Raw genomic sequence first — 14,006 nt, forward strand, 5'->3', positions numbered from 1 at the left:
ATGCGGGCTTTTGTTTTTCTGCAAGATACCTGAACTTACCTCAGAAGCCCCTTCCCTGAAAATAGGGCCACAGAATAGCCAGGGCGATTGACCACATGGTCAACCAGATAAATCTGTCCAGATAACGCCAGGCCGCGGGACGGCTGAACACGGGGGCCAGCAGGCGCGCGCCAAAGCTCAGACTAAAGAACCAGATAAAGGAAGCCAGCACCGCCCCGGCACCAAACCAGCCCCTGACCTCGGTATCAAACTGGGTACTTATGCTGCCGAGCAAAACCACTGTATCCAGATACAGGTGTGGGTTCAAAAAGCTGATCGCCAAGGTGGTGATCATCGCCTTGCGAAATGAATCCGCCGCTTCAGCATCCCCGGTCTGCAACCCCTGACTCTTGAATGAAGAGCGCAGTGCATTGAAGCCGTACCACAGCAGGAAGGCCGCGCCGCCAAAGCTCGCCAGATGTTTGATGGCCGGCACGGCCAAGATCAACTGCCCTAGCCCGGCAACGCCAGCAGTAATCATCAGGGCGTCTATCAAAGAGCAAGTCAAGGCGATGGGAAACGGATAAGCACGCTTGATACCTTGCTTCAACACAAAGGCGTTTTGAGCTCCCACGGCAATGATTAGACTGGCACCTATCCCCATGCCCTGAATGAAAGCGGTTTGCATAATCTCTCCAACAGCAGTTCGCCGCGATAGCCGGCGACCAATAAAAGTTTTCAATGGCGGCAGTTTACTCCCGGCAAGAAAATTAATATAACTAATGTTTTTTATTGGTCATTAGCAAAACTTATAATCGAGCAAGGATTAACCCAAGGAGTTTTTATGCTGGACTACAGTCACCTCAAAGCCCTGTCTGTGGTGGTCGCCGAAGGCGGTTTTGAGCGAGCAGCCAAACGGCTGCATGTGACCCAATCGGCGGTATCACAGCGGATAAAGCAGCTTGAGGAAAGAGTGGGTCAAGCACTGCTCGTCAGGAGTAATCCCGTAGTGCCGACACCAACAGGGAAGCGGCTCTTGCGCCACTATGCCCAGGTCGAACTGCTGGAGACTGAGCTCAGAGCCGAAATGGACGCCGACGATCCGGCCATGCCCACTGTGGTGAGAATCGCGGTGAATGCCGACAGTCTGGCAACCTGGTTTCTACCGTCCATCAGCGCCATATTCGCCCGCCGAGGTTGGTTGTTGGAATTGATAGTGGATGATGAATCTTACACTCATCACCTGTTGAAAAACGGTGAGGCTGTCGGCTGCGTGACCACCTTGGGTCAAGCGATGAACGGCTGCTCCAGCGAGTTTCTCGGGGTGATGGAGTATGCCTGTGTGGCCACGCCTGAGTTTGCCGAACGTTTTTTCGACGGCTTGCCGGATACCGACTCGCTGGCCTCGGCGCCGGCAGTGGTATTCTCCACCCGCGACAAGCTGCATGAAAAGTACTTGAAGCGCTACTTCGAAATGCTGCCGGGACAATGGTGGCAACACACAGTGCCGTCATCGGAAGGCTTCTTGGAAGCGATTCTACAGGGATTGGGTTATGGCCTGGTGGGCCATCTGCAGGCCGAGCCGCTGTTGGCATCCGGGCGCTTGATAGAGTTGACACCCATGATGCGGATGCGGGTACCGCTTTACTGGCAACACTGGAACCTTAAGGCCAAGCAGACCACTCTGGTATTCAGGGCATTGGCGGCGAGTGCCAGAAATCACTTGTTGTCCGAATGAATAGCGGTTGAAAAAACACAGGCGACCATAGGCCGCCTGTGTCAGTAAACTTGAAATTTACCGCCTTATTCGGCTTGCGCCTCTAAAGCGGCTTTGGCCGCATCTGCTTCGGCGTTGGGCCAGGCGTTCAATACAGCCTTGACCAGAGAAGCCAGCGGGATCGCGAAAAACACGCCCCAAACACCCCAAAGGCCACCGAAGACCAACACTGCGGCTATGATGATCACCGGGTGCAAGTCCACCGCATCGGAGAACAACAAAGGCACCAGCAGGTTGCCATCCAGCGCCTGAATGATGCCGTAACCCAGCATCAGATAACCGAACTCGGGGCTGACACCCCACTGGAAGAAGGCAACCAGGGCAATAGGTAAGGTCACCAGGGTGGCACCGACATAAGGAATAAGCACTGAAAGCCCGGTCAACACCCCAAGCAGCGCCGCATAGCGCAGATCCATCAGGGCGAAGAATACGTAGCTCACGACCCCGACTATTACAATTTCAATCACCTTGCCACGAATGTAATTGAAGATCTGCTGATTCATCTCGAACCAAACCTTACGGGCCAGCTCACGATTGCTGGGGAAAAAACGCTTACTGCCGCGGATCAGTTCATCTTTATCCTTGAGAAAGAAGAACACCAGCAAAGGCACCAGGATGGCGTAAACCATCAGCACCAGCAAGGATGCCGAATAGCCGAGAAGCTGCTTGGCGATATCCAAAAGATGCTGGGTGTCGAGCAATTTTTTGAGCTCGGACACCATGGTATCGAGCTGATCTGTAGAGATAAACTGCGGATACTGCTGCGCCTGCTCCTGCAGCAGGATTATCCCCTTGTCCAGCATGGTGGGCAGGTCAGTCAGTAGCGCAGCACCCTGGCGCCAGATACTGGGGATCAGACCGAATGACAACAAGATCATCAAGCCGATAAAGAGGATCAGTACCAAAGAGGCGGCCGCGGTGCGGCTTATCCCTACCCTTGCCATCTGTGCCACCGGCCACTCCAGCAGAAAGGCCAATACCAGAGCGACCAGCAGCGGCATCAATAAGCCACCGGCGAAATAGATGGTCAAGGCAATACCAAGCAGAATAAACAGCAGTGTCAGAGCCTGAGGATCACTGAAGCGGGCCTGGTACCAACGACTCAAATAGCTAAACATCCGGGATTCCTGTGGTGATGATGGCTGCGCCATCTTGATTATCGCTTCTTCAAGAAGCTGTGTAGTTACGTCCTGCGCTTCTATTCTGCAACGGACACCTGTAAGCGCAATACGGCCGGCTCGTCGGACTCAATCCGACAATCATAGCCCTGTTTTTTGGCAAAGCGGGGAACATCCTGCCGCGATCCCGGGTCTGAAAGCAAGAGACACAGAGTTTCACCGGGCCGCAAACGTTTCATCGCCATCTTGGCCTTGACCAGGGCTTCGGGACAACGACTCTGAGTTAAATCAATTAAAACCATGATGAGCTTGCTAAACATAAACTTCGGCTATTATCCTAAGTTGCAACTCAAACCACAAGCCAGGCAGTTATGCATTAGTGGCATACAGGAAATCTAATCAGCTTGAGTACATTGACTTTTTCCAAGTTCCGACATTCCATTCTGGCCGGTGCCACTGCTGTTTTAATTGCCACCGCCAGCCAAAGTTTCGCCAATAACGACCTGCCGGATCTCGGTACCGCCGCCGTCAACACCTTCAGTCTCGAAAAAGAGATGGTTTATGGTGACGCCTATATGCGGGTTATTCGTTCCCAGGCGCCTGTGTTATCCGATCCTGTGTTGAGCCAATATGCCACCGAACTGGGTAACAAATTGGTGGCCCATGCCACCGGGGTTAAGACCCCCTTCTATTTTTTCCTGTTGCGAAACGATGAAATCAACGCCTTTGCCTTTTTCGGCGGCCATGTGGCAATCCATACAGGCCTGTTTCTCAACGCCGACAATGAAAGTGAATTGGCCTCGGTACTGGCGCACGAAATTACCCACGTAACCCAGAGGCACCTGGCGCGCTCACTCGAAGCCCAGGAGAAAGCCAGCCCGGCTACCATTGCCGGGTTGCTCGGCGCCATCTTGCTGACCATAGCAGCGCCTCAAGCCGGGATGGCGGCACTGGCCACCACCCAGGCACTCTCGACTCAATCCAAGATTAACTATACCCGCTTGCATGAAAAAGAGGCCGACAGGATAGGCATGCAAATTCTGGTGGAGTCCGGTTTCGATCCCAACGCCTCGGCCAACTTCTTCGGCAAACTGGCGGCCCGTTACCGTTTTACCTCCAAACCGCCGCAAATGCTGCTGACTCACCCCCTGCCCGAGTCGCGGATCACTGATGCCCGTAACCGCGCGGCTCAGTATCCCCACAGATATGTGGCAGACAACCTTAACTTCCACCTGGCCAAGGCCAGGATCCAGGTGCGCTTTTCCAGCTACAGCGACGATGCGGCACTGTCGCTGTTTGAAACCCAGTTAGCCAAGCACAACTATGCCTTTAAAGATGCGGCCCTCTATGGCAAGGCATTGGCACTGTTTCGCCTCAAGGACTTCAAACAATCTGAGCAGCTCATAGATCAATTACTGGAAAAAGATCAGGACAACCTCTTCTATCTTGATACCAAAACCGATCTGCTGGTGGAGCGTAAGGATTATCAGGGCGCGATAACGATGTTGGAAGCCCAAAGACGCCTCAAACCCACCTCCCAAGTGATCAACGCCAACCTGGCCAGTGTTTATCTCGAAAGTAAACAGCCACAGCGGGCAATCCCGATCCTCGAGGACATGGCGTTTCTGGATAAGCAAAACCCCTTGCCCTATCAGTTGCTGACCGAAGCCTACAAGCAAACCGGTAACAAGGCGCTGGAACACTTCTCCAATGCCGAGTCCATGGCACTCAGGGCCGACTATAAAGGGGCTATCGATCAGCTCAACTTTGCCTACAAGGCCGCCGACGGCCAACCACTGCAGATTGCCAGAATCGAGGCCAAGATACGCCAGTTCCGTGTCGCCGACCGAGCGCTGGACGAATTGAAGAAATAATCGGCTTACACTTTGATTATGCTGGCTTTCACTGGCCCGTTAATCGGGCCACTTTCCCCTGACGTAACCGCAGATTTTTGCTATCATCGTCGCACTTTTCAGCCAAGGTAAAGAGAAAACCCATGACCCAGGTCACTATTTTCCATAATCCTCGCTGCTCCAAGAGCCGCGAAACACTGGCACTGCTGGAGTCCAAAGGCGTCGAGATCCAGATTGTCGAGTATCTGAAGCAGGTACCGGATGCTGCCACCCTCAGTGAACTGCTGGCTAAACTGGGCATCAGCGCCCGTGAATTGATGCGCACCAAGGAAGAGGAATACAAGGCTCAGGGGCTGAATAATCCGGAATTGACCGAAGCTCAATTGGTTGCCGCCATGATTGCCACCCCCAAGCTGATAGAGCGCCCAATCGTCCTGGCCAACGGTAAGGCCGCCATCGGCCGCCCACCGGAAAACGTGTTGGCGATCCTGTAAATGAGCAGTTATGCGTTATTACAGATCTCACGCACGGGCTATCTGCTACTAACGGCCTTGTTGGCCTATGCCTTTATCGGTAAAGGACTCGACGGCGAATACTCGCTGCTGTTCACCAGTCTTTGGCTGGTGCCCTTGCTGCTGCCGTTGCCTGGGATCCTTAAAGGTAATCCTTATACCTTTGCCTGGGCCAGCTTTATTCTCTGTCTCTATTTTTTGCACGGCTTGACCTTGCTTTACATAGCCAAGGGCAATGAATGGTGGTTTGCGCTGATTGAGAGTCTGTTGATCTCATGCTTACTTATCAGCATGCCCTTCTACGCCCGCAAGCGCGGCCGCGAATTGGGTCTGGGACTCAAGAAACGCGCCAAAGACAAAGAGTAAACCCGGATAATAGATAGGGGCCGACGATAATGGCCCCTTTTTTGTACTCTGTTCAGCTCTTGCTCTGACTCCCTCGCATACTGGCATAATTTGCAACAATTTTTCCCATCTTAAGGACTATTGGTCACCCTGCTGGCCCGTGCTATAGTGCCCAAGCAACACAACCATTTTTATATAAAACAACAACAAATAATAACAAGCAGTCAACCAAGTGGAGTCGTGCCATGAAGATACTGCCTTACCTCCCCTTCACCTGTACTCTATTGCTCACCGCCTGTGGCGGTGGTGGCAACGATGATGGCAGCGACCTTATCCCTCCTGTCGTTACCCCACCCCCGGCCTTGTCGCGTTGTGAACAACAAAGTGAATTCGACAACCAAACCACAGCCTCTGGTCTGGTTTTTAAGCTGCAAAGCCGCTATTTAGCCGGACAGCAAAGCAGCGTTCTGGCCACTCTGGGAACGCTCAACAGCCGTAATATGCAGTTCCAGTGGCAACAGTTGTCCGGGCCCAGTGTCGATATGGACATGAATGACAGCCCTGTGCTGGCCTTTGTGCCGCCGCAAAGCGGTGATTACCGCTTTCAGTTGAATGTCAGCAGCAGTGATCTCAGCCTGCAGGAGACGGTAACCCTGACAGTGATGGACGGTAGTGGCCTTAATATCCGCCAGGATCACCAAGTGGTAGAGGGCAACAATGTCAGCGTACGACTGGATAGAGTCAACGGCACTGTGGCAAACAACATCAGTTGGTGTATTGCCGCCGGACCTGAGCTCAACCTGGATCTGACCAACCCTGAACGCCCCTTGTTTGTTGCGCCCGAGGTCAATCAGGACACAGGGGTGATCTTAAGAGCCAGCGCCAGTGTCAATGGCGAGACCTTAAGCGATGAAGTCAGCATACTGATAACAGATGAAGCGCAAATCACCTCAGAGTACTTTGATGCGCCCATCGCCCGCACCCATGCCTACAAACGCAACTCGCCTTATGCCGAAGTGTTAAAGCGCTGCACTTATTCCAATCAGTTGAGCGCTTGCCAGCTCAGTACCTTGCCCTTGATAGGACAAGGTGCCGGCGGCATCAGTGATAAAGAAGCAATAATGAACCGGGTACTGGTATCCCACGACTGGATGGGACGTAATTTTGAAGCCTTCCTCGATCAAATGGACACTCATGGTGACTTTGCCACCTTGCTGCAATCTGTCACCGCAGTGGTGATAAGTTACGATGTCCGCCCGTCCTTTTACTGGGTGGTCACAGGTGCTATCTATCTGGATCCGGAAGATCTTTGGTTGACGGCAACTGAGCGCGACAGTATCAATGAAGCGCCGGATTACCGTGCCGGTTTCGGTAATGAGCTGCAGTTCCTGATCCCCTGGCGTTATGTCAAAGACAACGATTATGCTTCTGTCTATCGTGATCGCAGCCAGCGCAGCAACCGCCCTATCAGCGAGTTGACAACCGATCTCTCCTCGCTGCTTTATCACGAGTTGGCCCATGCCAATGACTTTTTCCCGCGCAGTGTCCACCAAAGCCTTGAGGGGCCGACTTTGCTGGATGACTATTACCGACGCACGGCGCAAAAAGCCTTGATATCGGATCAGCTCAGCAGCGCCTATCCGCTGGGCAGCACAGAGATGAGCGCCCTGGCCGGCGTGAGCTTTATGGGCCAAACCGCCACCGCCACCCAAAAGGCATATATGCCCGGGGATGTCAGTGGCTTCTTCTCCGCAGACAGAGCCAATGACTTTTACAACTACAGCACCCCCAGGGAAGATGCCGCCATGCTGTTTGAAGAAGCCATGATGAGCTACCGTCTTGGTGTGCAGCGTGATGTGGCAATTACAGACAAACCCGAAACAGTGACCGCAAACAGCATCAGTGTCGACTGGGGCCAGCGGGGACGTATCGGTGCTTCGGTCCTCAGAAACCGTACAGGCTTGGTGCTGAGCGAGATGATGCCTGAGCTCAATGCTCAGCTGCTGCTGGATAGTTTGCCGGCGCCGCTGCAGATGCAACCAGGCCTGAGCTGGGCGGCCAACCTCGGCATATCACCCACACTTGTGGCGCCGAAGAGCAATGTCCAGCGTCAGCAAGGGCCTGAGCAGACCCAAGTGCCGCTGCGTTTAAGTGGCGATCGCCACAAAACCCCCGTAGGAGTAAACAGACCCTGACGCGCTTTTCGGTTTATTCGAGCATCAAAAAGCGCAGCTTCTGCTGCGCTTTTTGAATGCGTTTAAAGTAACAGGCTTAGACTCGACAGTCAGAGGCGCAACATCTCTTTGATAAAAGGAATGGTCAACTTACGCTGATGAACCATGGAGGCCTTGTCCAACCTGTCCAACACATCGAACAAGGTGCGCAGATCCCGGGCCAAACGATTGAGCAGAAAACGGCCCACATCTTCCGGTAATTGCAAGCCACGCATGGCGGCGCGGCGCTGCAATGCCACCAACTTTTCCTCATCGGCCATGGGTTGCAGCTGATAATTGAGCCCCCACTGCATCCTTGAGACCAGATCCGGCAAGGCAAAACCGGCATCTATGGGTGCCGCACTGCCGCTGACCACCAAAGCACAATGTTTCTGCTCGGCGACTCGGTTGTAGAGATCGAATATCGCTTCTTCCCACAAAGGGTGACCGGCAATGGCATCGACATCATCAATACAGACAAGATCGAGCTGCTCCAAGCCTTCAAGCAAAGCGGTGGAGATACTGGCATGAATACCCAGGGGAATATAGAAGCTGCTGCGTCCCAACTCATTGGCATGAGCGCAGGCGGCGTGCATCAAGTGGGTTCGTCCCGACTTAACCGGTCCCCATAGGTAGACGGCTCCCTGGCTGCGGCCTTCGGCACAGGCCCTCAAGGTCTGGATCAGTTCATCGTTTCCTGCCGCAGGATAATAACTGTTAAAAGTCTCATCGTCCGGCAAGTGAACGGGCAGTGAAAGTTGCAAGGGTGAGTTTTGTGTCACTCAGGATCGTTCCAAATCGCAGTAAATCAAGTAATGCGGGCGCCAAGTCTAGCATGACTGGCGCCGCTGTTAAAACCTCAACGGCTGTGCCATTGGTATGGGCCTATGGGCTGGTTCACATTATCGCTGAATTCTGTGGTCTTGGATGGCTGCGGCAATGTATTCATGCCGTCGTTGCCCTGCCCGCCAGCCACATCCTGAAAACCAGTCTCGGCAGAAGATAAACGTGGTTCCAGACGCAGCAGGTTTTTCAAGTCCTCTTCCGAGCCAAAAAGCTGCACGTTGAAAGTGGCACTGTCACCCTGCAGAGTACTGAGGCTGGCTTTACGCACCGCACTGAGTTGGTTGAGAAATGCCTCTATTTCAACCAACTGTTTCATTTGGTTGATGCCGATAAAACGCACCTTGCTCAACAGGCCATCGCCGGAATCGGCAATCGCGTACCGGGAAACGAAGTAATCAGACAGTGACAGCATCATCTCGGCCACGGCTTCGTCCTTACTGGCGGCCCGCCCCTGACGGCTGAGCAGAGGTTGGCCAAAAGACTGACTGACATCTGTCTTGGGATAAAGCACCAGTTGATAGCTGAATTCACTGCCGCTGGCTTCCAGTGTACCCATGGCAAAGAAGTCCGCCTGGTAACGCCCTGAAGCGGTAGCGACGGTATCTGCAAACAAACCGCGCACATCATTGACATTGATGCGCATCAGATCGTCCAGATCCATCAAAGGAAACATCAAAGGCACACCACGTTCCATCGAGGCATTGGCAAACGCCTTGCGCTCTTCGGCACTCGAATCATCACTGAGGATAACCCTCTCATTATTGATATCCGTGCTGAGCCAAAACAGAGTCAGGGGACGTTGTTTGCCCCAGACCGGCAAGCCGGCTTCGCGCAGCATGCTGATTATCTTGCGGTGATCGAAATTCGCCTTCAGCTTTAGCCCCTCTTCGGTATCCAGATAGCCAAACTGACTGACCATGGCATCGGCATTGGCGAGCTTGGCCTGAATTTCCGGGCTTTCGAGGGCGCTACGGGAGCCGGAGTTTTTCAAAATAACATCTTCCAATGCCTTCTTGAGCCCCTTGCTCTTCTCGGCACTGGTTCGGGATTCCACGGCTACTGTGGCTTCATCCAAACGTTTGACCTCAACAGCCTGGGCCAGAGTTGTGGCACAAAACAGGGAGAGAAAAACGACTGGCTTTATAAATGAATTCAGCATCTTTGCGACGGTAAAAAATGGTCGGAATGGCAAAAGTGTATCATATATGCCTCACTTGGCGAGCCGATGGAGATGAAAAACCTCCCGCTTCGTTCATCTCGGGTTTAGCGATAGAATTTGTGAAAAATTTGATCTAAAACGGCAAATAGTCCCCCACGATTTACAGTGAACTGGTAATATTGGCCGGTTTAACCTAAATACGGATAAAAAAATGAAATACCTTGCCCGTCCTCTGCAAGGCGCACAGATGTTATTTGTCGCTTTCGGAGCCCTGGTGCTAATGCCGCTGCTCACCGGCCTAGATACCAGCGTAGCCCTGTTCACCGCCGGATTCGGCACCCTGTTGTTCCAGTTGATCACCAAACGTCAAATCCCTGTTTTCCTTGCTTCCTCCTTTGCTTTTATTCCACCTGTCATGTACGGCGTACAAACCTGGGGCGTCCCCGCGACCATGGGTGGCCTGATGGCTGCAGGATGCGTCTATCTGGTACTGGCCTCTGTGGTTAAACTGCGTGGCAGCGGCGTAATCATGAGGCTCCTGCCTCCTGTGGTGGTGGGACCTGTGATCATCATCATAGGCTTAGGTCTGGCACCGGTTGCCGTGAATATGGCGCTCGGCAAGAGTGGTGACGGCAGTCAGGTACTGGTTGCCCAGGATACCGCCCTTATTGTTTCTCTGGCATCACTACTGACCACCATAGCCGTGGCCATCTTTGCCAAGGGACTGTTGAGGTTGATGCCGATCCTGGCCGGTATCATAGTAGGTTACGGCCTGAGTCTGTATTACGGCATAGTGGATTTCAATGTGGTACATGAGGCCGCGTGGCTGGCCATGCCCAACTTCGTTGCCCCCGAGTTCAACTGGCATGCCATTGCCTTTATGATCCCGGTTGCCATAGCCCCTGCCGTGGAACACATAGGAGATATTTTGGCTATCTCCAATGTTACCGGTAAAGATTATTTGAAAAAGCCCGGTTTGCATCGCACTCTTGCCGGTGACGGGGTCGCCACCATAGCGGCCACCGCTTTTGGCGGCCCGCCAAACACCACTTATTCTGAAGTGACGGGCGCTGTGACCCTGACCCGCAACTTCGACCCCAGAATTATGACCTGGACTGCCATTACCGCCATTTTGCTGGCCTTTGTTGGTAAACTGGGCGCCCTGATGCAGACGATTCCAGTACCTGTGATGGGCGGTATCATGTGTTTGCTGTTCGGCTCTATTGCCGCTGTGGGCCTCAACTCATTGATCAAACATCAGGTGGATCTCAGCGAGCCCCGCAACCTCTCCATCGTTGGGGTAACATTGGTATTCGGTATCGGCGGCATGGCTTTCGGTATCGGTTCATTCAGCCTGACCGGTATCAGCCTTTGCGGTATTGTGGCCATAGTGATGAACCTGCTGCTGCCAAGCAGCAAGCCCCAAGCAGCCAAGACAGGTGACTCCCTCGCGGACTGAGCCTTATCTCATTTTGCGTAAACTTGAGTATCAAAGTACAAAGCGCCCAAAAGGGCGCTTTTTCATATTTTAAGCCACCCAAGAGGCCTTAACGACTCTTTGGCTGCTATAACGTCAGGCTCATGGGAATATCCACCATTCCCTCTCGCTCACGAACGCCATCTATACGTTTAAAACCGAATTTCAGGTAAACATTCTCGGCAGTGACGGCTGAATTAACCGTAAATTTGCCTTCATTGCCCTTGTCCAGGCATGCCTTTCTGGCCACATCCCAAAGTCGCCGTGCCAGCCCCTGACCTGCAGCATCTTCGCGAACAAACAGATGATACAGATGGCGATTTTCCCTCATGCCGACTACCCCCAGGAGCTCACCTGAATCATTGACAGCCAGATGATAATGGTAATCTCCGTTTAAATAGCCGCTGACACTGGCAGGCGACATGGAATCAAGCAGCATTGCATGAACCTGAACACCACAGGAGGGCAATACAAACTTGCGGGTTTGGGGAATAATCAGATCACTGATAGCCTGGGCATCGGCAGAATTAGCGATTCGGATACTGGTACTGCTAGTATTGGTAGCCAATTGATAACATCCTGTTTTTCGTTCTAAATAGTTAGGGTTAATACTTTATGCATGGAACGCATCTATCTCAAGGTTGTTTGCCGTCAACCAGGGAAAAGTTCACTCATACATGACAGATACCATCGGGTTATTGTAAAAATACGCAGAATAACAAGGGGCTGAGGTTAAACTTTATAAGCTTTTATTTCAGGCAAGGACTTTTAGCTTTGGCTTCAGGCCGATGCCATATCGGCTTCTTTAGCTGCGGGCTTGACCGCTGTTTGCTCCAGCGGCAACAGCAATATCATCGACGTTCCTATGCCATTGACTCCCGAAGATACCCGCACACTTCCTCCCAACACTTCAGTGGTCAGATGGTGCACTATATGCAGACCGAGCCCGGTACCACCGCTACCTCGCTTGGTGGTATAAAAAGGGTCAAACACCCTTTGACTATCCTGCTCCTTAATCCCTATGCCGTTATCCATCACGCAGATCTCCACCTTGTTTTGCAGCTTGCGGGCACAGATATGCACTTCGCCCCGGTCGGGTTCTTCAAAGGCATGGATCAGCGCATTGTGTACCAGGTTCTGGATCACCTGCCCCAGGGGGCCGGGATAACTGTGCATATGAATATCGCTGGGAATATCCGTGGTCAACTTATGATGGCTGTGTTTCCACTGGCCGTGATTCAGTGCCAGGATGTCCGCTATCAACTCGTGGAGCCAGAAGGCTTGCCTATCGGCATTGGCCCTGTCAGATGCTACCTGACGGAACTGTTGAATAAGCAGGGCTGAACGTTTGAGATTGCGCTCGGCCAGGGTTAAACCTTCCGCTTGGTATTCAATAAACTCCTCCAACTGCGAGCGTTTAATATTGCCACTGTGATACCCACGCTTGAGCTCATCCACCCTTTCATTCAGCGCAGTGACACACAACATGGCGGCACCAATAGGCGTATTGAGTTCATGAGCCACTCCGGCCACCATCAAGCCCAGGGACGATAGTTTCTCGGTGCGAACCAGTTCCTGCTGTGATGCCCTCAGTTGAGCCAATGTCAGTGCCAATGCCGCGTTGCTCTGTTGCAACTCATGAGCCTTATCCCCCAGACGCAGATTGGATCGCGCCAAAAATGCCCCCAGTAAAGTCATGCACAGAAGCACCACGGCGCCGACACCTGTATAGAGCTGCCTCAGCCTGGCTTGAATGAGCAAAGGCTGCTCATCATGGGACAAGGTGTAAAGCATGGGCACTTGGCTGCCATTGTTTAAGCTCGGGCCCACCCGAGAGAAGGTCCACATACCGGTTTCATCGATAAACTGCCCCTGGCTGGTCTGCTGAATGCGCTGCCAGACCTTGGGGTGGACGACCGCCAGACGCTGCTCGGGATCGCCGAACATAAAGCCCCATTCCCTGTGGCCATAAGTTGAAAGCAGCCAATAGCCTTCGGCATTCAGCAGCATGGTCTTGCCGGACTGGCGTAAACGCTCGAGTAAACCACTGCCATCCAGGTTTACCAATGCCAGTCCAAGCTCGCTGGCATTGGTATCCATCACTTTGGTGGCGGCGCGTAAGGTGGGACGATAGGGTTTCTCTATCTCACCGCCTTCGATATTGAGATCAAAAGGAGAGTAATAAACCGCCCCTGGAGCCAGTCGGTTGGCTTCAATTACGTAATAGCGTGATGATTTATCCTGCAATGCGTCGTTGGCAACGACCCGCCTTTGATTATCTGTATGATCAACCCTGACCCGCTCAACTCCTGAGGTGCCTATCCAGCGAACTTGCATATAACTGGGATAGGCCTTGCTGAAATCAACAAACAGGCGTTGTAACAAGCTCAGCTGTTCACTCTCGTCAAGCTTTGGGTCGGCCAGTACCGATGCCGTCATTTGTGATAGCAGGCTGACATCCTGATGTACCTTGGTCAACTGCGCATCGAGTACCAGAGCGTCTCTGTCTACCAGCTCCCGCTGGGCATAACGCACCTGATCTATCTGCCATTGGGATGCATAGTGGTACATAAGCCAGCTTCCCAGCGGTACCAGCAGCCACCAAGGCAAAAGATAACTGACCCAGGTCAACCACTTATTGCGTTTCTGACTCTTGGATGAGGTTTCCCCCGAAATCAGTGGTGCCATCACGGCCTGTTCGGGCAACTCTATCGACATAAGTGGGGT

General features: G+C 52.9%; 13 protein-coding genes. 6 read left to right on the plus strand and 7 right to left on the minus strand.

Annotation, left to right across the window (positions count from 1 at the left end):
• Nucleotides 1-40 precede the first annotated feature (40 nt).
• Nucleotides 41-667, minus strand: a complete 627-nt coding sequence (locus ACSHSR_RS11025; protein WP_025009710.1) for a LysE/ArgO family amino acid transporter — start codon at nucleotides 665-667, stop codon at nucleotides 41-43.
• Between the two features lie 156 nt (nucleotides 668-823).
• Here ACSHSR_RS11025 and ACSHSR_RS11030 point away from each other — a divergent pair, with 156 nt between their 5' ends.
• Nucleotides 824-1,717 carry a LysR family transcriptional regulator ArgP gene (locus ACSHSR_RS11030; RefSeq protein ID WP_025889758.1) on the plus strand — a complete coding sequence of 298 codons (894 nt, stop codon included), beginning with the start codon at nucleotides 824-826 and terminating at the stop codon, nucleotides 1,715-1,717.
• Nucleotides 1,718-1,782: 65 nt separating this feature from the next.
• Here the strand turns inward: ACSHSR_RS11030 and ACSHSR_RS11035 are convergent, their stop codons facing one another.
• Both ACSHSR_RS11035 and ACSHSR_RS11040 read right to left on the minus strand, forming a co-directional pair.
• Nucleotides 1,783-2,874, minus strand: a complete 1,092-nt coding sequence (locus ACSHSR_RS11035; protein ID WP_044734452.1) for an AI-2E family transporter — start codon at nucleotides 2,872-2,874, stop codon at nucleotides 1,783-1,785.
• An 80-nt stretch (nucleotides 2,875-2,954) separates the two neighbouring features.
• Entirely contained in the window at nucleotides 2,955-3,176 is a 222-nt protein-coding gene (locus tag ACSHSR_RS11040) for a sulfurtransferase TusA family protein (protein WP_025009707.1), read from the minus strand.
• Nucleotides 3,177-3,278: 102 nt separating this feature from the next.
• Between ACSHSR_RS11040 and bepA the strand changes: the two genes are divergently transcribed.
• From bepA to ACSHSR_RS11060, 4 genes are all read left to right on the plus strand, one after another.
• Nucleotides 3,279-4,748, plus strand: coding sequence for a beta-barrel assembly-enhancing protease (gene bepA / locus ACSHSR_RS11045; RefSeq protein ID WP_051472599.1), 1,470 nt, complete (start codon nucleotides 3,279-3,281; stop codon nucleotides 4,746-4,748).
• 122 nt (nucleotides 4,749-4,870) lie between these two features.
• Complete coding sequence (gene arsC / locus ACSHSR_RS11050) at nucleotides 4,871-5,221, plus strand: arsenate reductase (glutaredoxin) (RefSeq protein WP_208156121.1); 351 nt, start codon at nucleotides 4,871-4,873, stop codon at nucleotides 5,219-5,221.
• Nucleotides 5,222-5,605, plus strand: a complete 384-nt coding sequence (locus ACSHSR_RS11055; protein WP_345852281.1) for a DUF2069 domain-containing protein — start codon at nucleotides 5,222-5,224, stop codon at nucleotides 5,603-5,605.
• A gap of 224 nt (nucleotides 5,606-5,829) precedes the next feature.
• On the plus strand, nucleotides 5,830-7,779 hold the full coding sequence (locus ACSHSR_RS11060) for a PKD domain-containing protein (RefSeq protein ID WP_479631493.1): 1,950 nt from the start codon (nucleotides 5,830-5,832) through the stop codon (nucleotides 7,777-7,779).
• A gap of 89 nt (nucleotides 7,780-7,868) precedes the next feature.
• Here ACSHSR_RS11060 and hda read toward each other — a convergent pair whose 3' ends face one another.
• Together hda and ACSHSR_RS11070 are read right to left on the minus strand one after the other, a co-directional pair.
• Complete coding sequence (hda, locus tag ACSHSR_RS11065; RefSeq protein ID WP_025009703.1) at nucleotides 7,869-8,579, minus strand: DnaA inactivator Hda; 711 nt, start codon at nucleotides 8,577-8,579, stop codon at nucleotides 7,869-7,871.
• A gap of 77 nt (nucleotides 8,580-8,656) precedes the next feature.
• On the minus strand, nucleotides 8,657-9,802 hold the full coding sequence (locus tag ACSHSR_RS11070; protein WP_208184737.1) for a DUF2066 domain-containing protein: 1,146 nt from the start codon (nucleotides 9,800-9,802) through the stop codon (nucleotides 8,657-8,659).
• 211 nt (nucleotides 9,803-10,013) lie between these two features.
• Here ACSHSR_RS11070 and ACSHSR_RS11075 point away from each other — a divergent pair, with 211 nt between their 5' ends.
• Nucleotides 10,014-11,261, plus strand: coding sequence for a uracil-xanthine permease family protein (locus ACSHSR_RS11075; protein ID WP_101058811.1), 1,248 nt, complete (start codon nucleotides 10,014-10,016; stop codon nucleotides 11,259-11,261).
• A gap of 106 nt (nucleotides 11,262-11,367) precedes the next feature.
• Here ACSHSR_RS11075 and ACSHSR_RS11080 read toward each other — a convergent pair whose 3' ends face one another.
• On the minus strand, nucleotides 11,368-11,847 hold the full coding sequence (locus tag ACSHSR_RS11080; RefSeq protein WP_243882696.1) for a GNAT family N-acetyltransferase: 480 nt from the start codon (nucleotides 11,845-11,847) through the stop codon (nucleotides 11,368-11,370).
• A gap of 212 nt (nucleotides 11,848-12,059) precedes the next feature.
• Nucleotides 12,060-13,997: a sensor histidine kinase gene (locus tag ACSHSR_RS11085; protein WP_208184736.1), complete on the minus strand. Its 1,938-nt coding sequence runs from the start codon at nucleotides 13,995-13,997 to the stop codon at nucleotides 12,060-12,062.
• Nucleotides 13,998-14,006 lie beyond the last annotated feature (9 nt).

This window comes from Shewanella sp. VK101 (genome assembly GCF_056497865.1).